Raw genomic sequence first — 24,150 nt, forward strand, 5'->3', positions numbered from 1 at the left:
CTCATGCACCCCCGTCCTCGATTCGTGGGTCGAGTGCAGAGTACATGATATCGACAGCGAAATTCGCCAACATGACGACCAGCGCGATAAGGAAGAACGCCGCCTGCGCGACGGGGTAGTCGTTCGAGAGGACCGCGTTGACGAGGGCTTTCCCCATGCCGGGCCAACTGAAGATCGTCTCGACGAGCACCTGCCCGCCAATCATGTAGCCGAAGGTGAGCGCAACCTGCGTCAGGAAGGGCAGAAGCGAGTTCCGTGCGGCGTGTTTGAACATGATCCGCCGTTCCGGGATGCCCTTCGCGAACAGATAGTCGACGTAGTTGGTCCGCAGTTCTTTCACCATGTTACTCCGCATCAAGAGCACCGGTGTGGCGAGGAAGAAAAACGAGTTCGTCAGCAGCGGCAACACGAGGTGGTGCCAGAAACTGACGCTCGTAATCGTGGTGAGCACGCCCGCCGACTGGGAGACGGTCCCCATGCTTCCGACGGGGAACCACCCGAGCGTCAGCGCGAACAGCATGATGAAGAGGATTCCCGTGACGAACGGCGGAATTCCCTGTCCGAGGACTGCGACGACCATGCCCAGCGTGTCCGAGTTCTTGCCGCGATTCCACGCCATGAGGACGCCCGCGTAGTAGGCGATGCAGTAGGTCACGACGATAGACGTGAACATGAGGTACAGCGTGTTCACCAACCGGTACTGGAGGATATCCCACACCGGTTGGGAACTCGTGAACGACTGTCCGAACTGGAAGGTGAACAGACTCTTCAAGAAGAGCAGGTACTGGATGTGCATCGGTTCGGAGAGTCCGTACTGGTCGCGGAGGCGTTCGAGTGTGGCCTCCGTCATCCCCTTGCTGAGCACCGAGGCGAACGGGTCGCCCGGGACGACCCTGAAGAGGACGAAGAGCACGCTCGCCACCACGAACAGGGTGAGCGTAATGCGTGCGAGGCGTTTTCCGACGAATTTTACACTACTGTTCATTGGTCGATTCCCGTGTCGTTCTGTTGTGGTTCATCGTTCCTGTTTCTCTGTGGGGTACACTGCGGTCGACGAATCTCGACTGCGGCGCTCGTCTCGTTGGTCGCTGCGTTCTATATCTCAATCTCGAACACCTCCTGTGCAAACGACGAGAGATCCGTCGTCGGCGAGACGCCGAGGCCGGGAGCGTCTCTCGGCGTGATCGACCCACCGGATATCTGCTGGTCGAAGTCGGTCAGCGTCTCGCCGAGTCGGAGCGGGGACATGTACGCGTGTCCGACGTCGACGAGCGAACTGGTCGACGCCCCGAGTTGCAGGCTCGCAGCCTGCGTGAACCCGGCTTCTATCATGCTGTTCATGTAGCACGAGACGCCGAACGCCTCTGCGAGGTCCACGATTCGCTTGGCCTCGTGGAGACCGCCGTGTTTGGCGACTTTGACGCTGAAGATGTCGACGGCGTCTGCCTCGATGAGGGTTCGAGCGTCACGAACCGAGAACAGGCTCTCGTCTGCCGATACTGGAATTGGCGACGCCTCGCGGACTCGGCTGAGTCCGTCGATGTCGTCGGCCGGGACCGGTTGTTCTAAAAACGCGACGTCGTAGTCGACTGCCCGCTCGGCGAAGTCGATGGCAGTCCGGACGTCCCACCCCTGATTCGCGTCGACGATGATGTCCGTCTCGTCGCCGGTCGCATCGCGAATCGCGCGAAGTCGTTCGAGGTCTTCGTCTGTCGAAAAATACCCCGTCTTGAGCATGAACGTGGTGAATCCGTCGGCTTCGAGCGCCCGCGTCTTGCGGGCACACTCGTCGGCCGGGACGTTCCCAATCGGTTGGAGGACATCGATTTCGTCGTGCACGCGTCCGCCGAGAAAATCCGACGTGGGTCGTCCAGTGACGGTTCCAAGCAGGTCGTAACACGCCATGTCGATGGCCGACTTCACGAGGTGATTGTTCGGCCCGAAGACGGCGTCGAGTCGGTGGTGAAGTTGGTTCGGGTTGGTCACGTCCACACCGGCGAGTGCGTCGCCGAGGAACTCGTCGAGGAGCGTGGTGACGGACCGAGCGCTCTGCTGGGTGAACGGAACGAACGGGTCGGTTTCACCGTATCCTCGGTGGCCGTCTGTAGTCTCGATTTCGACGATGACCGGTTCGGTGTACGTGAGTTCACCGAGCACGCTCGATAGTTGGTACGGCGTACTCAGCGGGAGTTGACACCGATAGACTCGGACAGTTTTTGCCTGGGTTGTTGGGGTTCGCATTGGGGTTCGACTGGGTCTGTGTTTGGGTGTATGGTATGTCTGTGAAAGGGGCGTGGTTCACGTGGGTGCGCGAACCGCTGGCACGGATATCCGTGACTGGTCGGGGATGGTTATTTGTCTGGGACTGGGATCGTGACCTCCTCTTCGGATGGGACACCGACCATCCCGGCGGGGAACCGGACCGTCCCGTCGTCGTCCCACGTGTAGCCAGCGTCTCTGAGAATCTGTTTGGCCTTCTCAGGGTCGTATTCGTACGGCTTGACGTCTGGATTGTTCCAGAACTTGTTCCCCGGCGAGATGATACTCGTTCCGGGAGTCGCCTTCCCGCTGAACACGCCTTCGACGATTCGCTCCCGTGGGATGATGTGTTGTATCGCACGACGGAACTCAGGGTCGGTAAAGGGCGCACGGTCGCAGTTGAAGAACAGCCCGTAGTATCCGACAGATAGCGCTGTGTTCGTCTCGATGTTGTCTTTCTGGCTGGCGCGGTCGAACAGGTTCGGCGTGACAGAGTACGAGACGACGTCGTTTTCGTTCTGTTCGGTCGCTTTCATCGCGAGTTCGACGCTATCGCGGTTGGTCCGAATTATCTTCTCGATCTTCGGTGGCTCTGGCACGAAGTCCTCGTTGCGGCTGAGGATGAGCTTCCCACCGCGGTTCCAACTGTCGAATTTGAACGGCCCACTCCCGACTGGGTCTTCGACCTGGTACTTGAGGAGCGACTCGCTTTCGGCCTCGATGGTCTCCCACTTTTCTTTCTTCAGGAGCATCACACCGGCGAGTGCCGAGTGGGTGAACGAGGCAGTTGGCTCAGTGAGATGGAAGCGGACGTGGGTGTCGTCTTCGATGGTAACTTCGTCGAGTTTCTGGAGCGACGCGTTGTAGTACGGTGCCTGTGCGCGCTTGTAGAGTTCGAACGTGAACTTGACGTCTTCGGCAGTGACGGGGTCGCCGTCGTGCCACGTCAGGTTCTCGTCGAGGACGATTTCGATCTCCGTCGGGCTGATGACGTTCAGTTCTTTCGACTCGTACGGTTCGGGCACGCCGTCCGGACTCACACGCAGGAGTCTGCTGTAGATGAGGCGGGCGAACCACAGGTCCAGCACGTCGGTGATCGCGATGGGGTTCAGCTTGTCGACTGGGCTCGTCCACGCCTCTCGAATCTCGCTTCGCCCTTTCGGTTTCGCGTTCACCTTGGCCCAAAACGAGTTCAGTCCCTCCCCGGGCGTGAACGGGCCTTCGAACTCGACGTTGTCGCTCCGATAGAACTGGAGTAACTGCGGGTGAGCAATCTGCGCCGCAGGCGACTCCTCGCGAAGTGTCTCCTGGAGTTGGTAGACGATTTGTTGCCGTTGGCTCTTGTTTAGCTCGCCGCCTTGGAGGTTACAGAGGAAGTCGACTTCGTCGTCCTCGAACCCCATCCAGTTCCATCCCTGGTTGTGCTGTGACCACGACCCGTAGAAGTTGGACGTGTGGAAACTCGGCTCGATTCGCGCCGGAGACGACGAGATTCGAACGAGCCACATGTCGTAGTCTGGCTCCTCCTGGATGACTTTGTCGGCGTTCTTCTGGTATCTGAGTAGGTTTGGCTCGAAATTCACGCCGATGTTCTTCATCTCTTCCGAGATGATCTTTGCAATCTGTGGGCGAAGCGGGTCGAACTTCGCGGTCGCAGTCAGAATCGAACGGTCGGGGAGTGGGTCTCCAGGTTCGCCGCTCGTTGCGGACGAAGCGTTGCCACCGTTCGACGATGACGCTGACGAGCCACCATCGCTGCCGATCTGGGCAGCACCCCCTCCGAGGACGATCCCTCCGAGACCGATTCCGCCGTATGTTAGGAATTCACGTCGGTCCATGTTATCAGGTTCCACTCTCACAATACGATGACCATTATTTATAGTTATTGTTTGGAGGGTGGTATGTAGAGGTGGATTTATATGTAATAAGAATGCGTTCACACGATTATATACTAGTGAATTATCGCTTATTGTGGCCTCTATCGGTGGAATTCGGCATTATTGGTACGCTCTAAACCCTGTCATAACTGTTTGCAGTTCACAAACAGAAAATTGCCAATTACCACCCTTTATATACTATTTTTATGCGGACTTTCTAACTCTGTACTTTGGTTCGAGCGGCGCTATTGTTTGGGTTTGTTGGGTTTCACACACTTCGAAACCTTTTGTCAGCACAAATTCACTACTTTCTGTGGGTGTCCAGAATAATGATGAAGAATTGGTCGAATGTGGCAGTAATTCGGCGACGACAGTGAGAATGTTTCTCACTCAGTCTGTGTCCACGCCCAGTGACGACGTTTTCGACGCGTCCACGCTGCAAACACCGCTGAAACGCTCGAAAACCCACGGTTTCGGGGGTCTATCTCACCAGTTTACCGTTCGTCCACTGAGAAAGCGGTTTGCAGCATGCAAACAATTAACTCACATTACCCCAGATGGAGAGACCGACGATGGGGGATACCGAACCAAGAACGCTGAAGACGGTCGAGACGACCTGTACGATTATCGACGCACTCGTCGAGAAAGACGGTGCCGGAGTCACCGAACTGGCGAACTACCTCGGTCTGTCGAAAGGTGCGGTTTACAACCACCTCGCGACGCTCCGAAAACAGGAGTTCGTGGTCAAAGACGGTGACCAGTACCGACTCAGCTATCTGTTCTTCAACTACGGAATGTACAGTCGGAACAGAACAGACCTCTACAACGCTGCCAAGCCCGAACTCGAGAAACTCACCACTGAAGTTGGTGAGTACGCCCATCTGATGGTCGAAGAGTTCGGAACCGGCGTCTATCTGGTGAAGATACAGGGGAAGAAGGGAATCGCCGACGAGTATCACGTCCGAAAGTTCGAGTTGCGAGACCCACTACACGCGAGCTCGACGGGAAAAGCGATTCTTGCCCACCTTCCAGAAGAACGAGTCCACGAAATCATCGACGCGCAGGGACTGCCGGCGTTCACCGAGAACACGATTACGACGAAAGAAGCGCTGTTCGAGGAGTTGGAGACGGTTCGTCAACAGGGATACGCCCTCAACGACGAAGAGGAGATTCGCGGTGCACGTGCTGTCGGCGCACCGATCCTCGACTCCCACAGCTCAGTCCTCGGCTCGATAAGCGTCTCAGGCCCTATAAGCAGAATCAAAGACGAAGCATTCCACGACTCTATCCCGGAGAAAGTGATGGGTGCAGCAAACGTCATCGAAGTCAGTCTCGAAACTGGGCAGATGTATCCGCAGCTCTGACTTCACTCGTCGACCGATGACGCTCGACCATCGCCACGGTGTAACTCGCGTCGCCGTCAGTTCTCTACCTCGCCCACATGGGGATTCTCGTCTGGTTCCGGTGTCGTTCGAGTCTCCGCCATAACTGACTGGTCGAGTACCAATCGCATCTTCGTATCCGTACTCTCCGATGCAACCACCTCGAACCCGAGACCCAGATAGACGTGAATCGCGCGTCGATTCTCTTTGGCGACGTAGAGCAGGAGCGCCTCGTGTCCCGACTCGGCAGCGTCAGCGATGGCGTGGCGGCAGAGTTCGGTTCCGATTCCCCTGTTGTGGCTGTCCTGGTGGACGAAGACGGCGAGTTCTGGTTCTGGGTCGTCTCGCGGAGTGTACGTGATGTGGCCGACGACTCGCCCGTCACCGACGGCGACGAAGTTTCGCCCGCGTTCGACGAGGGCCGAGAGCCATTCTTCTCTGTGTTTGTCGCCAATCGGAGGGATGCCCATCGACCGGTGTTCAATCGCGTAGTCGCGGTACATCTCGTTCAGTGGTTCCCAATCGTCTGGGGCGTATGGGCGGATGACGAGTCCGTCACCGTATTTGTCGATAAATCGCGGACAGCGTGGCGGACAGTACGGTGTGCCCGTGCATTGGCTCGGGTCCCAGAAGGTGCCGTTCCCGTCCCCGGCAGTGCCACCGTCACCGTCGCCAGCAGCCACGTCCATACGACCCGATACGCGTGGTGGCCTCTTGAGACTGTCCGGTCGTCGTGTTTCTGGCAGTCGTCCACTCACCCGGTCGCCGTCCATTCGCGTGACTTATGGTCTGTCTCCCCGGCGATGTGTTCGTGTCCGTCGATTCGCCCGACTCCCCGCAGGAGGCCGACGCCGTGGAGAAGCGCCTCGAAGACGCGTTAGAGCGCGTCGCCCACGGTGTCAAGTCGGTGCTCACCGGGATGCTCGCCATCGTGGTCGGCACCACGTTCGGTCTCGTCGTGTACGCGCTCGCTATCCGGGCGATGGGAGTCGCTCCCGTCGAGCGCCGGTTAGTCGCTTCGCTGGTCGGTCGGTACCGGGCGGTCCTCAGCCGCTGAGTGGTGTTTATATGTCTCTCCTCTCGGGTGCGTGGTCCGTTCTCCCGGTCGAAACGGTCACTCTCGGCGGTTTGGGCACCCAGTCGCTCGTTTTCGACGATTCCCAGTTCCATGGATTCGAAAATCGGTCTGGATTTATACCTCTCTCCGGTGCCACGTCTCACATGTGAGGTGACAGACGATGGCTGCAACCGGACAAATCGAGATGCTGGGGAACCGGCTCGAGTTCGACTACTCCGAGAGCGTGACCGGCTACGTGCTGGTGCTCACCCGGATTATCACGGGGTACTGGTTCCTCCACGCAGGGGTCGGAAAGTACATGGCGGCTGAACCGTTCAACGCGGCAGGGTGGCTCGTGAACGCGACCGGTGGCTCGCCAATTCACGGCTTCCTCGCGTGGGCAGGCCAGACGCCGTGGATGCTCGGATTCACGAACTTCATGATTCCGCTCGCCGAGACGCTCATCGGGCTTGGCCTCCTCGTCGGGGCACTCACCCGTCTCGCCGCCTTCGGAGGAGCGTTCCTCATGACGTTCTTCTACCTCGGCAACGCGGCGTGGGGCCACGGCCTGGTCAACGGTGACCTCTTCGGCCTCCTGCTGTTCGTCATCGCCGGGACGCTCGCGACGGGGCGCATCCTCGGCCTCGACACCTACATCGAGGAGACGGACCTCGTGAAGCAACATCCCAAACTACGGTACCTCCTCGGCTGAGGGGGCTCACGACGGCGACGACCGAACGCGACGACGCGACTTTTTTGCCGGACGTGACGACTGCTCGCGGCACCCACGACGATGGCGACGACCTGAGAACGTCCGTTCGGCCGAGGGTCGACCTTTGTTCGACTTGCCGGCGACAGTCGTCGATTAGTTTTAGGCGCGCCTAAATTCCGAAAGTGGTTTATTGGATTAGGCTCGCCTAAACTTCATGAGCGAAGACGGAAATAGTTCGCGCAATTCGACGCGGCGGTCGATTCTCAAGGGTGCTGGTGCAATCGCGGCCGGTGGCTTACTCGCCGGGTGTACCGGGCAGAGTGGCGCTGAGCAGACGGAGACGGCCACCACGACTGCGCAGGTCGACTCGGAGACGACGACTGCACCCGACACTGCGACCGAGTCCGCGGAGGAGGATGGGTCGTACAGCGTCTCGATAGCGCCTGTCGGCGCTGTCGAGTTCGACTCTGTTCCCGAGTCGTGGGTCGCCAACAATGGCAGTTGGGCGGATATGGGCATTGCTCTCGGCCTCGAACCGCCGAAGGGCGTCTGGCTCACCAGCCGGTACCACACCCAGTATTACGACGATATCCCGGGACTGTCGGTCGACAAGAGCGACATGGTCTCGCTCTACCAGGACGGCGTCAGCAAGGAGTTGTTCTACGAACTTGACGCCGACGTGCACGTCATGGACCCGAACTTCCTGCTGAACCGCTTCAAGGGATGGGAGCAGGCCGACGTCGGAGAAGTCGACGAGAACATCGCCCCGATATTCGGGAACTGCATCTACGCCCAGCACTACCCGTGGCACGAGGACTACCGCTACTACACGCTCTACGAAGGATTCGAGAAACTCGCGCAGGTCTTCCAGCGCACCGGGCGCTATGAGGCGTTCACTGCGCTCCACGAGGAGTTCCAATCGAATCTCCAGTCGGTCGTTCCTGCGGAGGGTGACCGCCCGGAAGCGGCCGTCCTCTGGGGTGTCGGCGACGAACCCGAGACGTTCTACCCCTACATCATCGGTGGTGGAACCGGGTTCAAACACCTCCGCGACCTCGGCGTGAAAGACGCGCTCGCCGACTCCGACGTGAAAGACTTCCACGGCAGTCGCGCGGCTATCGACATGGAGACGCTCCTCGAAGTCGACCCCGAGGTGCTCATGCTCCGTGGCTACGAGGCGAAGTCCCGCGAAGAGTTCGAGAGCACTGTCATCGACTTCCTGAAGAACGACGACACTGCGAGTGCACTCACTGCGGTCAAAAACGACGACGTGTACCGCGCAGGCGGCCTCTATCAGGGTCCCATCACGAACTTCGTGCTCACACAACGCACCGCCGAGGAACTCTACGGCGTCGAAGCACAACTCTACGACCCAGAACGTGTTGCTGACATCGTCGCTGGTGACATCTGACCGATGAGCGACACAGGGGAGCTGTCGACAGTCGACGTGGTCGTCGTTGGCGGAGGTCCTTCAGGGTGTGCCGCGGCCGTCTTCACTGCTCGCTACGGTCTCGACACCATCGTCTTCGACCGCGGCAACGCGGCGTTCCGTCGGTGTGCCTATCTGGAGAACTATCTCGGATTCCCTGCGGGTATCGGTGTCGAGACGTTCACGTCGCTGATGCACGACCACGTCACAGCGGCGGGTGCGGCCTACGTCGCCGACATGGTCGAGTCGGTCGAGTGCGTCGCCGACGTCGACGACGCCGACACCGACGCCGATGCGGGTGAATTCGTCGTCTACACACAGGACGGTCGCCGTGTCGTCACCGAGTACGTCGTCGCCGCGGCGTGGTACGACGGCGACCATCTCCGTGGACTGGACGACGACGACGCGATGTTCGACCACCACGACCACCATGGCGAGTCGCACGAACAGTTCGACTCGTCGTATCCCGACGACGACGGCCGAACGCCGGTCGAGGGGTTGTACGTCGCCGCCCCGACGGGTGACCGAAACGCGCAGGTCGGAATCGCGGCCGGACAGGGTGCCCACGTCGCTCGCTGTCTCCTCTCTGACCACCGCCGTGAGCAGGGATTCCCCGGTGATGTCCTCGCGGCACACTACGACTGGCTTCGCCCGGACAGCGAATTTCAGGGCGAGTGGGCCGACCGCGACCGCTGGCGCGAGTGGTTCGACAGCCAGGTTCCCGCTGACGTGGAAGTCGACATCGACGACGACCACCTCACCGAACTTCGCGAGACCTACCTCGACCGGGCGTTCGCGACGCGACGCAGTGACGACGAGATTGCGGCCGCCGAAATGCGGGGCGTACAGCGCCTCGTCGAAGTGATTGGGACCGACCGTGTTCTCGACGCTGTGTCAGACGAGACGCTCCGCGACTACCTCGATGGTCGCAAACGAGGGGAGTCGACAGATGCGAACAGGGAGGCCCCGTGCGATGAGTGAGGCGACCGGAACGTCACGGGAGGGTGCGTCGGTAGTCCGGCGCGTCGTCGACTGGGTCGATAGTTCGCTGGTCACGCTCTGTCTCGGGAGTACACTCGTCGTCCTCTTCGGAGGGCTGTTGCAGGTGAGTTTCGGGTCGTTCTCCATGAGCATCTTCGAGGCGTGGCGAGCAGTGTTCGACCCAGCCGTGGTTCTGAACCCACAGGCGTGGAACGCGTTCTTGTTCGGGGGCGAGATTCCAGAACTGCACAAACAGACCCTCATCGTCTGGAACATCCGACTCCCGCGCGTGTTCGTCGCCATCTTCGTGGGGATGAACCTCGCCGTCTCCGGAGCGATCTTTCAGGCGGTCACACGGAACGAACTCGCGAGTCCGTTCATCCTCGGCGTCTCCTCAGGGGCAGGTCTCGCGATTCTCCTCACGCTCGTGGTTTTTTCCGGGCTCTCGACGTTCTTGCCGCTCGTCGCCTCGCTCGGTGGAGCAGTCGCGTTCCTCACCGTCTACGCAATCGCGTGGAAGAACGGGACCTCACCGGTTCGACTCGTCCTCGCCGGAGTCATCGTCGGGACGGTGTTCGGGAGTCTCCAGACGGCGTTGTTCTTCTTCGCCGACGACATCGGCGTCGTCCAGAGCGCAATCGCGTGGACGACTGGCTCGCTCACCGGAACCGACTGGGAACAGGTTCGGATGGCGCTTCCGTGGACCGTCGTGGCGATGCTGTTGGCATTCGTCGGTTCGCGGCAATTGAACCTCTTGCTCTTGGGTGAGAACACGGCGAGTTCGCTCGGCATGGACGTCGAGAAGGTCCGATTCGGCCTCTCTGGTGTCGCAGTCCTCGCGGCCGCTGCGAGCATCGCCGTCGCGGGCATCGTCGGCTTCGTCGGCCTCATCGTCCCGCACATGGTCCGGAACATCGTCGGCAGCGAGTACAAGAGACTCGTCGTCGGGTGTCTCTTCGCCGGCCCGGCGCTGATGGTCGCCGCCGACGTCGGCGCACGTCTCGCACTGAGCCCGGTTCAGATTCCGGTCGGTATCGTCACCGGCCTGGTCGGTGGTCCGTACTTCCTCTACTTGATGCGCAAGCAGGACGCGATGGGTGATATCTGATGGGCGACGAGCGGGCCTCCCCAGCGACCGGCGGAGCGAACGCGAGTGAACTCGTTGGCGAAGACCTCGCCATCGGCTATCCGACGACCGACGAACCGGTCGTCGAGTGCGAGCACGTCGTCATCCCCGCTGGAGAGGTGACGGCGCTCGTCGGCCCGAACGGGAGTGGAAAGAGTACGCTGCTGAAGGCGATGGCGAAGCAGCACACTCCCGAACGAGGGCGTGTGCTGCTCGATGGACAGCAAGTTCAGTCGTTCGACTCGAAGGAACTCGCGAGACGGCTTGGACTCCTCTCGCAAGAGAATGAGTCGCCGGCGACTCTCACCGTCGAAGACCTCGTCTCGCACGGCCGATATCCCCACCGTGGGTTCTTCGACTCTATCACCGACGAAGACCGCACCGCCATCGACCGGGCCATCGAGTTAGCCGGCGTCGAAGACATCCGAACGCAGGACATCGGCAATCTGAGTGGTGGACAGAAACAACTCGCGTGGATTGCGATGGTGCTCGCACAGGAGACGGACGTGCTGTTACTCGACGAACCCACCACGTATCTCGACTTACACCACCAACTCCGCGTGATGGAGGTGGTCCGAACCCTCAACCGCGACGCGGAGATAACTATCGGCATCGTGCTCCACGACATTGGGCAAGCGGCACGGTTCGCAGACAACCTCGTCGCGATGAAAGACGGGACGCCGTACGACTGGGGACCGCCGCGGGATGTCGTCACCGAGGAACTGCTGGCGGATGTCTTCCGGGTCGACGCCGACGTGGACAGCGAAAGCCCCACGGGGCCTCACATCTCACCTCACCGGGCGCTCGATTGAGTCATTCTGTGGGTCGAGAATGTGAGACCGCTCTCGCTCTGTCCTCACTCCACGGCGACGATTTCGATGTCGAACACCAGTGTCTTGCCGGCGAGTTCGTGATTGAAGTCGACCTCGACCGCCTCGTCGCGGACGGCGACCACGTCGCCGTGGAGGCCGTTTTCTGCGTGGACGTGGAGGCCGACGTCGGGTTCGTCGCCGACCATCTGCTCGAACGTCTCGGCGTCGTACGTTCGGACGCGTTCGTCGTCGAACTCGCCGTAGGCGTCCTCCGGCGGGACGGTCACAGTCGCCCCCTCGCCGACGGTCATTCCGACGACTGCCTCGTCGAGTCCCTCGATTATCTCACCTGCACCGACGACGAACGACTGCGGCCTGTAGTCTTCACGCCCTCGTTCCTGTGCGTCGAAGAGGCCGTGTTCGACCGCGACATCGTACCGCGACGTGTTGAAGACGGTTCCGTCCTCGAATCGACCGACGTAGTCGATGGCGACGTGGTCTCCCGACTCGATGGTCATACCGACAGTTCAGGTGAGAGCCCGGTTAAATATCGCCATCGACGTGACCGACCTGGCGTCGTCACAGCCACATCGACGGTTGCTCGTCGTCACTCGTCTCGGTCTGCGGGGCCCACGATGGTCGGCTCACGAACGTCGAACCGAGGTGTCCATAGGTCCACTCGAACCGAACGTTGTAGTCGCCATCGTCGGTGAGGAGGCGGTATGTCACCGTCACGTCGGAGACCATCCCACGGTCGTCCACGTACGCGACAAACTGATAGTCTCGAATCGGTTCGACCCAACTGGAAGACTGGCGGCCACTGCCTTCGACTCGGTAGTACGTGGTGTTGCCGACGCGAACTTTCCCGGTCACGTTCGTCGTTTGTGTCGAGAGATACTGGCGGACGAGCAACGAGTTGAGCTGTCGGGGTTCGAACTGGAGCGGTGGTGTGCCGGTCTCGCCATCGATTCTGCGTGTTTGCTGACTCCCGTTTTGGTGCTCGATGACGTACCAGTCGCTGCCGTCGTAGTTCACCGTCCGCAAGCGTGCACGCGTTCGGCCTGTTTCGGTGCTCTCGGCGACGAGATATGAGTCTCCAGAGACGGCGACGTCCGTGTCGTACTGGACGCGAGTCGAATTCGGGTCGTCGTCTCGCGGGCGATACGTATCCAACCACAGTGTGTACGACTGGTTCGAGAGGGTTGCATCGTGTGCTTCGCTGAGTGCAGACAGGTTCGTGATTCCGGTCTCCGTGACACCCGGCACAGAAGCCAATTCTCCGGGTTCGACTGGTTCGAGTTCCCCTCGCGCTACGCCCCCGACGAACATCGGCGGTTGCGTACTGGAGGCAGTCGTCGACTCGTTCGTCGATGTCGCACGCGTCGGTTGCTCGTACGGTTCGACGGTCGGTTGTGCACCGGCTGTGGCCGCCGAGTCACCGGTCGTCCCGACGCTCGTGTACGTCGTCTCGGCGAACGGTGAGTCGATGAGACCCGAACTCATTGCCCCACCGCTCACGACGAGCACGAAGACGAGGAGAACTGCGACGACGCGAGAAGGTGGCGGAGTGATGCGGCTGACCCGTTCTTCGAACCGGTCGAGACGCTGGCGCGTCCGGGTCCGAAGTGGTGGTGGAAGGTCGTCGATGCGTGCGCCAAAGTGACGCTCACAGAGTCTCTCCGCTTCGGGTCGTTCGAGTGCGTACAGAAGCATCTCGACGAGTGCAGTCGAATCGATGTGACGAGCGCGGTGAGTTCTCGCGAGCGCGTGTCCGCGGCGGTCGTTTCCGAGTGAGACTACCACGTCGATATCCCCATCACCACCCGGATGGAACTGCTGTGACAACCCTCGAATCCACCGACCACAGACGGGGGCGAGAACGGTCGTCTGCCCGTGTCGTCTCGCGATAACGACGTTCGAATCGACGACCGTCTCGAATCCACGGGCGCGCCACACGTCCGCGACGAACGAGAGCGCGGCCTGTGGGTCGAGGCGTTCGAGATGAGAGACGAGACCCGCTCGTCGCCGACTCGCCGGACCACCGGATACCATAGGTTCTGTCTGGTCTCTCCCCCGCAACCATCATAGCTACTTTTACGGGTGAATTGACGATTCCACCCGGACCAGACTGCCACCTCCCCCCAGTTAGAACACCGCGCTGGAGACCGAATCGAGCTGACGTGCGATACCGAGAACGTCGAAGACGACGAGCAGATAGTAGACGCTGACGACGAGCATGACCGCACCCGTCACGCGATTGATGGCGGTGGTGTGACGGGCGAACCAGCGGGTCACCCGTCTGCTGTACCGTTCGGAGACGAGCGAGAAGGCCAGCAACGGCGCACCGATACCGAGGCCGAACGCGAGGAATCCGAGCAAACTCTCGGCGGCGGTGTCGAAGAGGACGGGAACTCGCGCGAAGAACAGCGCGATGAACCCCGGATTACACGGGAGGACGATTGCGCCGAAGAAAAAGCCGTACGAGAACGCCGAAAGCGCGGGGTACCGCGTTTCCGGGGGTTGGATGGTCGGGATACGAGCGAAAACCTTCGCGTCCGCGAGGAGGGCGAGACTCACGACGAACAGGACGCCGAACGCGATGGGTGAGACGATTTCGACGACTGCGGTGAGCGAGATTTCGAGAACGAGCGAGAAGATGACACCCACTGCGAGCATGAACGAGACGGCACCCAGTGTGACCAGTCCACCGAGGACGGCGATGGGGAGGCCCTGCTTGCCGCCGGATTCGCGGGTGCTCTGCCGGGCGAGATAGGCGAGAAACCCGGGATACAACGGTAACGCACACGCTGCGGTCAACGGCGTGCCGACGCCGAGGATGAAGAGTTCGAGTAGTCGTGGCGCGAGGTCCATCAACACTCGTCGACCTGTTCGCGCAGATAGTCGGTCGATTTGAACCCGTTTTTGATTCGGGTCGCCGTCCCGTCGGGACAGACACGGAGCATCGGGACGGTTGGCGCGCTCGCCATCGACGACCCGAACTCGTCGGTGAGACTCTTCGTCACCGACTCGGGTGACAGGGCGTAGCGCCAGTCGAATCCGTGACGGTCTGCGTGTTCGCGAACCTTCTCGGCGTCCTCGTTGGGGTCGATGTCGAGTGCGACGGTCAGGACGTCGTCACCGACGGCCTCGTGGAAGTTGATCATCTCTTTTTGTTGACTGAGGCAGTTCGAACACCACACTGCGAACGTCTCCACGAGGACGGGACGGTCGGTGAGTTGCTCGATCGTGAACGTCTCGCCTGTCCGAACGTCGGTGAGTTCCGTGGTGTACCAGACGCGACCGTCTGCTGCGTCACCGCCACTCCCTTCGTCGGTCGATTCGGCCGGTTGGTCGGTCGGTTCCCCGTCGCCGCTCTGTCCGCCACCGAGACAGCCAGCAAGCCCGACGCTCCCAACACCAGCGAGACGGAGAAATCCTCGGCGAGTCTGTCCAGAAGTCATTGTCTTGTAAGGAGTCCTCCAGAGAATAACTCGACCGCGGTAGGGTATAGCTAGTGCACAACCGATAGATGGACTGCAATCGAGCGGTGGTTCGTCGGAACTCACTCGTTCGTCCGCATACGTCGCGCTTGCTGGGACGGCAATCGGAGTTCGTCCAGTCCGGGGAGATGTTCGATGTTGTAGACGACTTTCACGTCGTCAGTAGTCGGGGTACTGATACAGGAGAGTCGAATTCCGAACTCCATCATCTCAGACGAGAGGATGTGATTCGCGGGCATCTCCATCTCACCTTCGACGACGGCGACGGCGCAGTTCGCACACGCACCGCCGCGACACGCATAGGGCCACCGGTGGCCATCGTCTTCGGCCGCGTCGAGGAGACAGGTTCGTGGTTCGACGACCACCGTTCCGTAATCTTCGGGGTCGAGGTTTGCGTCTGCCGCCTTCTCGAAGAGGTCGTCGTCGGTGAGTTGCCACGGATAGTCGGCGATGACGTCGTAGTTGAGAAACTCGACGCGTGTCCCGACCGGTCGGGAATCGGCGTCGCCACGAGCGTCGTCAGTCGAACCGTTTCGTGAGCCATCGGGGTGTCGGCGTTCGATGCCGTGTTGTCCGAGCGAGTAGTTGGTGCGAATCTCTTCGTACGCGGCGCGAACCAGTTGGAACTCGTCGACCGACCCACCGTGGTCGGGGTGGGCTTCTTTCACGCGCCGGCGGTACGCCTCGATGACGTCCGCTTCGTCCGCGTCCACGTCGATTTGGAGGACTTCAAACGGGGTGTCCACAATCGGGCTAGTAGGAATTCGAGAGCATAAACCCACGCCCGCAGGTCGGCTTCGTGCAGACTCTCGATGTGGTCGTCAGGTCAGCGCCAACAGCACCCACGTCTGCCAGATTCCCCAGAGAAGCCACACGAATCCGGTTCCGGCGACAGCATGTATCCTGTAGTGTGGCGCGACGTTCCTGACGATGGCCCAGACGACTCCGACGGCGACGAGTCGTGCAGTGACGAGCCCCCACACGCCGAACGACAACAGAATCGATGGAAACGGGAGAATCGTCACTGGACGCTCGCCCAATCTGAATGCGTTGCTTGCTGCCCACGTCGATAGCGCGAGGCCACAGAGCACGATACATCCAGCAACGACGTGCCAGCGCCCGAAGTGGTTAACACTGGAGCGTACTGTTCTCATCGACTCCTGACTCCGACTGCCGGACATGGAACTCGTTCGTCCCTCTCGGTCTCCAGGTTATTGAAAATCCGTCGCGCCACTCCGTCGATTCCTTTCACGGAATATATACTGGTGTGTCGCGGAGCAATCGTATGGACCTCTCGGCCCCACTTTCTGTTCTTCTTCTCGCCTTTGCACCCGCAGTGATGTGGGGGTTCACGCCCGTCATCGAGAAGCGGGCACTGTCTGACGGTGGAACACCGCTTCAGGCGGCAGTCACCGTCGTCGTCGTCGATTCGGCGGTGTATCTCGTCGCACTGGCCCTCTTTCAGGACGACCCGTTCAGCGGGATTACGCTCGGAACACTTGCCGTGTTTGCTGCTGCTGGTGCCGTCGGCACAGCACTGGGTCGAATCGCTATCTTCGCCGGCAACGCACGGGTTGGCGCGAGTATCTCCAGCGCCGTCGTCAGCGCTCGCCCGTTGTTCGCGACGGCGCTCGCGGTCGGATTCATCGGTGAACCTCTCTCTGTTCCGACGGCCGTCGGGATCGTCGTTATCGTCGTCGGACTGGGCGTCCTCTCACTTTCGAGAGGTGGTGACCTCAGTGGCTGGTCGAGTCGGGACTTGTTGATTCCGCTCGCCGCCGCCGGTCTGTTCGCCGCTGGCAACGTGGCGCGTCGGTGGGGGCTCTCGGCCGCCGAAGCCACGCCACTCGAAGCGGTGGCTATCAACGAGTTCGCCGCACTGATTGCACTCGGTGCGTACGTCGCCATCGTCGGGAAGAACCGCGTCCTCGGCCGCCCCCGCCGGTCCTACCTCGTCTTTGCCGTGAGCGGTCTCATCACTGCCGTCGCACTCCTCTCGATGTTCACTGCGCTTGCAGCACCCGAAGGCCGAATCGCCGTCGTCGACCCGCTCGTCGCCACGGCCCCGCTCTTTACCGTCGTCTTCTCGTGGCTCTGGCTTGGCAACCTCGAACGCGTTACTCGCGGTGTGGTCGTCGGTGTCATCCTCGTCGTCGTCGGTGCCGCCCTCGTGACTGGTGGGCCCGCACTCGTTCGGGGACTCACGGGTCTTGGGGTGTAAAATCAGATTTTGTCCGGGGGAACCGGCCTTATCGCGTGAATCGGAGCGCGTAATGGTAGGGTAGCAACTCGACGCGTTCAATGCAGTTCACGTCCGCCGCGTCCGACACGACCGCTTTCGTTTCCTCGGGCGACAGTCGTAATTCGGTCGGTGGCCCGCGTGGCTCGCCCATGACTGGTGTCGATTCGGACGGCAGGTCGTGCCAGTTGACGACGACGAACTCGCCGTCGTCGGAGAGCGAGTCGGACACCTCTCGAACGAGGGACGGTTTGTCGTCGACACCGTGGAACGTGTTTGCGATGAGGACGATATCGACGGGTTCGGGGAGGAGTGTCGAGAGGTTCCGAGCGTCGCCCCGGAGCGTGACGACGTTCTCGATGGCCTGTTGCTCGGCAAGATGGTCGAGTTCGTCGAGAACCGACTGCTCGATATCGAGCGCGTAGACGGGGTTCGGGTCGATGATTCTCGCCGCTGGAAGCGCGAAGTAACCGTTTCCGCTGGCGACTTCGGCCAGCGTCTTCTCCGGCGTCACGCCGAGACGACGGAGCGTCTCGCCCGGCGTCGGCCACAGTCGGCCCCACCAATCCCAGTCCGGTTGTCTCGTGTTCTGAAACGCGCCCATGCGGGACAGTCGTCTGTGAGATTAGATAATGACTGTGTTCTCCTGAACGGGGCTTGTTGAGATGTTCGGGGTCGCACCGTCACTCAGTTCAGGGAACTACCGACTCACCGAGGTCGATATCGACCAGTGTAATCGTCCGCATCTCTATCTCTTCGAAGACCGCACCCCACCCTCCGACGACGACGGTTCTGTCGTCTGTTTGGAGTGTGATGTTCTTGTACGACCCGAGGTCGGAGAGCGCTAACCGAGGTGGTTTCTGCTCATCACCGAGGAACGAGACGTCGACGACCGTTCCTTCCAACGAGGTCTCTGTCTCGGTTTCCAGGTCGATTCCTTCGACGACAACGTCGAGTTCGTAGCCTTCCTCCCAGAGGGGCAGACAGTCCCGAATCAACTCCTCCATCGTGACGTAGGTAAACCTGTCTTCGTCGTCGACGTATATGGTCGGAGAGAGGTTCCACAGACAGGTGAGGTAGTACCAGTGGAACACGAACGGAAGGATTCGGCCGTTGATGAGAACCCCGTACTCTTCGTCTGAGCGCGTGTTCGGTGCGAAACACGTTCGGTGGCGGTCGATGACGACGAGAAACGGCCCGGGGATGGTGCACGCCCGAATCTCTGAGAAGACGCCAGTTGGGTCGAACCCCAGTTCTGGTCGGTCTCCCTCGTCGATGTAGACGGTCGCACGGACGACGACACCACGGCTTTGCGCTGTCCGAAGCGCCGGAGAGAGGGTGTGCAGTTGCTCGGCCGTTCCCGCGACTTCGACGACGGTCTGGGCGTCGTCGATGAGTGTCTGCGCGTTTTCGACTGCTGTCTCGACACGCTTCGTGACGCCGATTCGGGCATCGATTCGTTCTGGAGTCCGATACCGTTCACGTACTTCTTCTGCCGCGTCGTGGAGCAGTTCGCCTCGGGTCTCGAGGTCGGCCATCGCGCTCTCGGGGTCGCACGGCCGGACGTAGAGTTTCTCTCGGTCAATCGTTTCGACGTAGCCTTTCGACTCCAGACTCCGAAGCACGTCGTACACTTGCGAGACGGGGACGGAACTCTTGCGCCCGACTTCGATTGCGGGCGACGTGCCCATCTCCAGGAGTGTGAGGTAGGCGTCGGCCTGGTACGACGTGAGGTCCGCGTACTCCAGTGCCTGCGCGAGCGTGTCGCGGTCCATGATGACACTCTCTCCATAATAGCACATGAACCTTCGTCACGGAGCGCCGGCAGTCACTGACGCGTTCTCTTCTGAATGAGTGGTTCGGGGGCTGTTGCGATGAGGCCAGCGGTGGTCTTCGGTCGAGACCAGTCTACTCAAAACACTCGAAATTACGCATTTCTGCCACACATAGAAGTTTGATATATTGGACACGATGTCTCTGACAATGAAGTTTCGGACCGGGTACATCGAGATCAGACGCTCGACAAAATGGTGAGGCAGCAGTACCGACCACTGGCTATATTGTTTTTCTGGCCCCTCATTCGGCCGTTTGTGAGTTTGACTACTGAAATCGATACTCGTTCGTCTGCGTGATTTGCCCGTCTTCTAATCTGTAGGGAGAGATTCGTCGCTGTTGCGGCTATGGTCGATGTTTCCGACCAGTATCTGTGTTTTAGACGCTCAGCGTAACGGAACACACCGCCTGTGTGTTATCTGCTCCACACTCTGTACTCATCGTGTTCAAAACATACGGAATAATATATGAACTCGTTATTATCAGAATTATGATTGTTTGGTGTTTGGGTTGTAGAAGCACGGAGATGCGCTCCGGACGGTCACAGACTGGACTGTGTTAGTGGGGGTCCGTTCACAACAACTGCCGTTCGAAACGCCACGTGGTGTCGAAGCGACGAATCGACACAGAGCACTCGCTCATCGGTGTCAAAACCTGGTGAGGTGCGAACACCGTCCAGTTTGCATCGACTGGTCGACTCGGATGGACGGTGTTCTCCTCACCGAGGGGCAGATGTGTGTTTGAATTCTCTCCTCGAGTTACCCGCCTACGGACTGACAACTCGCACGTGTAGCCACCACATGTTTGACGAGTGTCGTGGGCGTACTCAATGGCTCATCGTTCTCTGTTACCAGAGACAAAACGGGATTCTCGAACCAGTCAAATATAATTTTCTCTAACTGTGTTGGACGTTACACCTTGGCACGGACTCTGGGCGACACGACGTCGACGAAATCGAGGCCGCGTGACTACAGACGACCGTCAAATTGGTGGACACTGATTGGGTTCTCGGTGGCTCCCGTGGTCACGAAGTCGGCCAGCACCTCGCCAACGACGCTGCAGAACTTGTACCCGTGGCCAGTAAATCCAGCAGCGACCGAGACGTGTGGATACTCGGGGTGGGTGTCGAGATAGAAGTGGCCGTCGTGTGAGTAGGTGACGATACAGGTGGCTAGCCGGACCGTCTCGCCCGCCGCGTCGGGGAAGTGTTTCTCGACCAACGGTCGGAGGCGTGCCTCGTCGTCGAGTGTGGGTTCGTCGTTCCAGTCGCTGGGGTCTATCGCTTCTGGAGTTTCGGGGGTCCTCCCGATTTTGAAACCGGGTCGCTCGAACACGGGGAAGCCATAGAAATTCCCCTCTGGGACGTCGGCACTGAACACTGGGAAGTTCTCCGGGCGGAAGTGCTCCGGTTCAGAGGGTTGGAACCACGCAAGGACGCGACGTTGCGGTGTTAGCACATCGGAGAGGAAGTCGAGGTGCTTTCCAGCCCACGCACCCGCGGCGAAGACGAGATTGTCTGCAGTGTAGGTGTCCCGGGTCGTCGTGACGGTGACGCTGTGTTCTTTGATGTCGACGTTCTCTACGGCTTCGCGGGCGCGAATCGTTGCACCGTGTTGGAACGCCTGTTTCACGTGCGTCGCGGTTGCTCGCTCACACGCCAGAAAGCCACCGTCCGGTTGGTAGACACCTCGGTGTTTCTCCGGAAGATTGTAGCCGGGGAACCGCTCGTTGAGTTCTCTCCCTGTCAACACCTCGTGGTCGACGTCGTGTGCTTCACACGACGTGACTGCGTCTTCGACCATGTCGCCACCGTCGGGTCCGGCGTGGACTGACCCTGTCGTCGTGAGGAGATTCGTTCCGGATTCTGACTCGAGCGTCCGCCAGAGTTCGTGCGCCCGTTTTGCGAGTGGCACGTACTCTGGATGTTCGGGCTGGGTCAGTCGGAATATCCGTGTATCCCCGTGCGACGACCCGCGCGTGTGTGGAACGTCGTAGCGCTCTAGCCCGAGGACCTCGACCCCTCGCTTGGCCAATTGGTAGGTCGCTGCACTCCCCATGCCACCAACACCGACGACGATTGTTTCGTACGAGGTCCCAGCCATCACCAACCAACTGAGGGCAGTGTAAAATAAGTGTTAGTATTTGTCTCACGTTGGTTCGCCTCGCTCGATGGCCTTGATGAAAACAGAGAGAACAGTGTCGGTTACGGTGCGATGAGGACGCCGACCACGGCGTACCCAACTGCAGTGATTCCCCCGGCGGCGACTGCGTACGGAAGTTGCGTTCGAACGTGGTCCATGTGGTCGGATGCTGCACCGAACGACGACAGGATGCTGGTGTCGGAAAGCGGCGAGCAGTGGTCACCGAACAGGCCACCACCGACGACTGCTGCGACTGCGGCGTACAGGACAGGTCCGAAGGTACCGCCGTTCATGCTGAACGCGATCGGGACGATGATTGGAATCATGATGCCGTAGGTCCCCCACGAGGTCCCGCTGAAGAACGAGATGGCCGCGCCGGTGACGAACGTGATGAACAGCAGCAACGCGGGCGTTAGCCAGCCCTGCGTCGCGGCGATGACGAAGTCAGGTGCGCCGAGTTGCCCGGTGATTTCGTTGATCATGTACGCGAGTCCGAGAACCATCATCGCTGGGAACACACCCTTGATACCGTCCGTGGAGATGTCGACGAGGTGGGTGACGTCGTCGAAGTATCCCTGGGCGTACATCACGATGGCGAGGTACGCAGTCGCGGCCATGAATGCGGCGAGAATTTTGACGCTCTGCAGGACGACGAACGTCCCGATGCTGATTCCGAGGATGATGAGAACCGGAACGAAGAGATGGAGCACGATGCTCGCACGCTTGCCTTCCTTCGGGTCGATATCCTCGATTTCGACGCCAACGAGCGGGTTGGCTCCCTCGCGGAGCACCTTCCCGGTGTTTCGTGCCCGGCTTTCGGCTTTCTTCATCGGTCCGAAGTCGGAGACGATGCCGGCGGCGATGAGGCCTGCCAGTGCGATGGAGAGGACGCCGTAGAAGTTGTACAGGATGGAGTTCACGAAGACGTCGAGTGCGACAGTCTGGTTCGCAACGTTTCCTTGCTCGGCGATGAGGCCCGCGATGAAGACTGCCCAGCCACTGATAGGGATGAGCGTCGGCACGGCGGCACTCGTCGAGTCGAGAATGTACGCGAGTTTCTCACGTGATACGTCGTGTTCGTCCGTGACTGGCCGCATGACTGGTCCGGACAGGAGCGGACTGAAGTAGTCGCTGAAAAACACGAGAACGCCGAGAACCCACGTCATCCCCTGTGCGCCTCGGTCGGATTCGACGCGTTCTGAGACGAGTTCGGCGAATCGTTCGGTCACCCCCGCGAACATGAAATACGCGATGAGTATCCCCACGAACACCTGAATCATGATGACCCAGATGAACCACCCACTTCCGAGGGCGTCTTGGAACAACTGAGCGGTTCCCGTGAAGGGGTCGCTCCCGAGCATCATGACTCCGACGACAGAACCGATGAAGAGCGAGAACACCGCGTTTCTCGTTTTGAATGCGAGCGCCAATGCCACTGCAACTGGTAGTAACGATAAGGCTGTGCCTTCGAACATACGGAAAAACCATTATAGTAATGGTATATCAATGTTACTGTCTGCCATGGCCCTGTGTAACGCCACACGGGCGGTCACGTCCCAGTGTTCTCGACGAGAACCCTGCGCTCTCGACGAGGACATCCACGTCGGTGGTGTCGTCAGGAGAAACGCGCCGGGGACAGGTACGATTGTACGTCCGAATCGACGCTATCGCCCTCGATTACGTCGGCCAGATACTCCCCAATTGCCGGTGCCAACGTGACGCCGATACCGTTCATGCCTGCACCGACGTAGAAGCCCGAGACGTCTGTTTTACCAACGATTGGGACACCATCCGGTGTGAGCGTCCGTACACCGACCCACTCGTTGGCGAGTTCGACGCCTTCGAGACGCGGAATCGCCTCTTGGATACGGTCGTCGATTCTGAGGTAGAAGTCGTGGTCGATAGACCGTGCACCGGCCGGATTCAGTAGTTCGGCGTTCTCGTACCTTGCGCCGAAATTTCCTGCGAACGCCTGGTTGTGGCCCTCTCCACGGAAGTACATCCCGTCACCAAACTGGATGAATGGAAGTGAGAACGAGGTGTCTTTTTGAAGGACGACGACCGGCCCACGATTGTGTCGGAGCGGGAGTGACACGTCGACCATCTCGTTCACAGTGTGGGCCCACGGCCCTGCCGTGTTCACGACGGTAGCAGCAGAATGGTCTCCAATCTCGGTCTCGACACCTGTGACACGGCCGTCTTCGGTCACGATGTCGGTCACTGCAGTCTGTGTTTCGACGGTGACGCCCGCGTCAGTGGCCTCTCGGATGTAGTGCTGGATAATCTCTGATGGGTCCATGTAACCGTCTTCTGGAGTGGACATTGCTCCCGTGACGGCATCCGGATTGAGGCCGTGTTCCGAGAGGGAATCCGGTTCGAGGAAGGTCGCTTCAGCGCCGAACGCTTCGATAGTTTCTGTAACTTCCCGAAGTGATGCTGCCTCCGCAGCTGTCTTGGCAACGTCGAGCGTCCCAATCTGTTCGTAACTGAGCGTTTCGTCGTCAACGAGCGGTTCGTAGTACTCCCACGAACGACACCGGAGTTTGTGGCTCAAACGGTCCGGCGTCGACTGGTGCCAGACGAAGAGTGCGACGGAGTCTGCCGACGTTCCGGAACCGAGTGCATTGCGTTCGTACAGGACGACAGGGCGGGGGGTATTTCGGAGATTGTAGGCGAGACTTGCGCCGATGATTCCTCCTCCGATAATCACTATGGGGTCCATTGCCATGCTTGTACTCCTGTCTTGCTAAAAAGTTTTTCACGGAGGGTGACGACGTGTCTTCCCGCTGTGAGAAACTGTGT

23 protein-coding genes are annotated in these 24,150 nt (G+C 60.0%); 8 read left to right on the forward strand and 15 right to left on the reverse strand.

Going from position 1 to position 24,150, the window contains the following annotated elements:
* Position 1: 1 nt before the first annotated feature.
* The 3 genes from ACK3SC_RS09780 to ACK3SC_RS09790 all read right to left on the reverse strand — a co-directional run bounded on the left by ACK3SC_RS09780 (position 2) and on the right by ACK3SC_RS09790 (position 4,097).
* Complete coding sequence (locus ACK3SC_RS09780; RefSeq protein ID WP_416839991.1) at positions 2–985, reverse strand: ABC transporter permease; 984 nt, start codon at positions 983–985, stop codon at positions 2–4.
* 110 nt (positions 986–1,095) lie between these two features.
* Entirely contained in the window at positions 1,096–2,241 is a 1,146-nt protein-coding gene (locus tag ACK3SC_RS09785) for a mandelate racemase/muconate lactonizing enzyme family protein (protein ID WP_416839992.1), read from the reverse strand.
* Positions 2,242–2,351: 110 nt separating this feature from the next.
* Positions 2,352–4,097 carry an ABC transporter substrate-binding protein gene (locus ACK3SC_RS09790; protein WP_416839993.1) on the reverse strand — a complete coding sequence of 582 codons (1,746 nt, stop codon included), beginning with the start codon at positions 4,095–4,097 and terminating at the stop codon, positions 2,352–2,354.
* Between the two features lie 611 nt (positions 4,098–4,708).
* On the opposite strand from ACK3SC_RS09790, the gene ACK3SC_RS09795 reads away from it, so the two are divergent.
* Positions 4,709–5,500 carry an IclR family transcriptional regulator gene (locus ACK3SC_RS09795; protein WP_416839994.1) on the forward strand — a complete coding sequence of 264 codons (792 nt, stop codon included), beginning with the start codon at positions 4,709–4,711 and terminating at the stop codon, positions 5,498–5,500.
* 56 nt (positions 5,501–5,556) lie between these two features.
* Here the strand turns inward: ACK3SC_RS09795 and ACK3SC_RS09800 are convergent, their stop codons facing one another.
* Complete coding sequence (locus ACK3SC_RS09800; RefSeq protein WP_416839995.1) at positions 5,557–6,207, reverse strand: GNAT family N-acetyltransferase; 651 nt, start codon at positions 6,205–6,207, stop codon at positions 5,557–5,559.
* A gap of 122 nt (positions 6,208–6,329) precedes the next feature.
* Between ACK3SC_RS09800 and ACK3SC_RS09805 the strand changes: the two genes are divergently transcribed.
* The 6 genes from ACK3SC_RS09805 (at position 6,330) to ACK3SC_RS09830 (ending at position 11,635) form a co-directional block, all read left to right on the forward strand.
* Entirely contained in the window at positions 6,330–6,575 is a 246-nt protein-coding gene (locus ACK3SC_RS09805; protein WP_416839996.1) for a hypothetical protein, read from the forward strand.
* 181 nt (positions 6,576–6,756) lie between these two features.
* Complete coding sequence (locus ACK3SC_RS09810; protein ID WP_416839997.1) at positions 6,757–7,287, forward strand: TQO small subunit DoxD; 531 nt, start codon at positions 6,757–6,759, stop codon at positions 7,285–7,287.
* Positions 7,288–7,501: 214 nt separating this feature from the next.
* Positions 7,502–8,698 carry an ABC transporter substrate-binding protein gene (locus ACK3SC_RS09815; RefSeq protein ID WP_416839998.1) on the forward strand — a complete coding sequence of 399 codons (1,197 nt, stop codon included), beginning with the start codon at positions 7,502–7,504 and terminating at the stop codon, positions 8,696–8,698.
* A gap of 3 nt (positions 8,699–8,701) precedes the next feature.
* Positions 8,702–9,697: an FAD-dependent oxidoreductase gene (locus ACK3SC_RS09820; protein WP_416839999.1), complete on the forward strand. Its 996-nt coding sequence runs from the start codon at positions 8,702–8,704 to the stop codon at positions 9,695–9,697.
* A complete protein-coding gene (locus ACK3SC_RS09825; protein ID WP_416840000.1) occupies positions 9,690–10,805 on the forward strand; it encodes a FecCD family ABC transporter permease in 1,116 nt (371 codons plus the stop codon). Before ACK3SC_RS09820 ends, ACK3SC_RS09825 begins: the two co-directional genes overlap by 8 nt.
* Positions 10,805–11,635 (forward strand): ABC transporter ATP-binding protein, encoded by an 831-nt coding sequence (locus tag ACK3SC_RS09830; protein ID WP_416840001.1) that lies wholly within the window; start codon positions 10,805–10,807, stop codon positions 11,633–11,635. Before ACK3SC_RS09825 ends, ACK3SC_RS09830 begins: the two co-directional genes overlap by 1 nt.
* Before the next feature lie 44 nt (positions 11,636–11,679).
* On the opposite strand, the gene ACK3SC_RS09835 is transcribed toward ACK3SC_RS09830, so the two are convergent.
* The 6 genes from ACK3SC_RS09835 to ACK3SC_RS09860 all read right to left on the reverse strand — a co-directional run bounded on the left by ACK3SC_RS09835 (position 11,680) and on the right by ACK3SC_RS09860 (position 16,289).
* Positions 11,680–12,153 carry an FKBP-type peptidyl-prolyl cis-trans isomerase gene (locus ACK3SC_RS09835; protein ID WP_416840002.1) on the reverse strand — a complete coding sequence of 158 codons (474 nt, stop codon included), beginning with the start codon at positions 12,151–12,153 and terminating at the stop codon, positions 11,680–11,682.
* 61 nt (positions 12,154–12,214) lie between these two features.
* On the reverse strand, positions 12,215–13,687 hold the full coding sequence (locus ACK3SC_RS09840; protein ID WP_416840003.1) for a hypothetical protein: 1,473 nt from the start codon (positions 13,685–13,687) through the stop codon (positions 12,215–12,217).
* A gap of 93 nt (positions 13,688–13,780) precedes the next feature.
* Positions 13,781–14,506: a cytochrome c biogenesis protein CcdA gene (locus ACK3SC_RS09845; RefSeq protein WP_416840004.1), complete on the reverse strand. Its 726-nt coding sequence runs from the start codon at positions 14,504–14,506 to the stop codon at positions 13,781–13,783.
* A complete protein-coding gene (locus tag ACK3SC_RS09850) occupies positions 14,506–15,096 on the reverse strand; it encodes a TlpA family protein disulfide reductase (RefSeq protein WP_416840005.1) in 591 nt (196 codons plus the stop codon). Before ACK3SC_RS09850 ends, ACK3SC_RS09845 begins: the two co-directional genes overlap by 1 nt.
* A 101-nt stretch (positions 15,097–15,197) precedes the next feature.
* Complete coding sequence (gene fer / locus ACK3SC_RS09855; RefSeq protein WP_416840006.1) at positions 15,198–15,881, reverse strand: ferredoxin Fer; 684 nt, start codon at positions 15,879–15,881, stop codon at positions 15,198–15,200.
* 75 nt (positions 15,882–15,956) lie between these two features.
* Entirely contained in the window at positions 15,957–16,289 is a 333-nt protein-coding gene (locus tag ACK3SC_RS09860; protein WP_416840007.1) for a hypothetical protein, read from the reverse strand.
* 131 nt (positions 16,290–16,420) lie between these two features.
* Here ACK3SC_RS09860 and ACK3SC_RS09865 point away from each other — a divergent pair, with 131 nt between their 5' ends.
* A complete protein-coding gene (locus tag ACK3SC_RS09865; RefSeq protein ID WP_416840008.1) occupies positions 16,421–17,356 on the forward strand; it encodes an EamA family transporter in 936 nt (311 codons plus the stop codon).
* A 28-nt stretch (positions 17,357–17,384) separates the two neighbouring features.
* On the opposite strand, the gene ACK3SC_RS09870 is transcribed toward ACK3SC_RS09865, so the two are convergent.
* The 5 genes from ACK3SC_RS09870 to ACK3SC_RS09890 all read right to left on the reverse strand — a co-directional run bounded on the left by ACK3SC_RS09870 (position 17,385) and on the right by ACK3SC_RS09890 (position 24,070).
* The gene (locus tag ACK3SC_RS09870; RefSeq protein ID WP_416840009.1) at positions 17,385–17,978 is read right to left on the reverse strand and encodes a class I SAM-dependent methyltransferase; all 594 of its coding nucleotides are present in this window, start codon (positions 17,976–17,978) and stop codon (positions 17,385–17,387) included.
* An 88-nt stretch (positions 17,979–18,066) separates the two neighbouring features.
* Positions 18,067–19,149 carry a TrmB family transcriptional regulator gene (locus ACK3SC_RS09875; protein ID WP_416840010.1) on the reverse strand — a complete coding sequence of 361 codons (1,083 nt, stop codon included), beginning with the start codon at positions 19,147–19,149 and terminating at the stop codon, positions 18,067–18,069.
* 1,026 nt (positions 19,150–20,175) lie between these two features.
* A complete protein-coding gene (gene solA, locus ACK3SC_RS09880) occupies positions 20,176–21,309 on the reverse strand; it encodes an N-methyl-L-tryptophan oxidase (protein ID WP_416840011.1) in 1,134 nt (377 codons plus the stop codon).
* Between the two features lie 101 nt (positions 21,310–21,410).
* Positions 21,411–22,823, reverse strand: coding sequence for a Na+/H+ antiporter NhaC family protein (locus ACK3SC_RS09885; RefSeq protein WP_416840012.1), 1,413 nt, complete (start codon positions 22,821–22,823; stop codon positions 21,411–21,413).
* A gap of 140 nt (positions 22,824–22,963) precedes the next feature.
* Positions 22,964–24,070: an NAD(P)/FAD-dependent oxidoreductase gene (locus tag ACK3SC_RS09890; RefSeq protein ID WP_416840013.1), complete on the reverse strand. Its 1,107-nt coding sequence runs from the start codon at positions 24,068–24,070 to the stop codon at positions 22,964–22,966.
* Between the last annotated feature and the right edge of the window lie 80 nt (positions 24,071–24,150).

Source organism: Haloferax sp. DFSO52 (assembly GCF_048158745.1).
GTDB lineage: Archaea > Halobacteriota > Halobacteria > Halobacteriales > Haloferacaceae > Haloferax.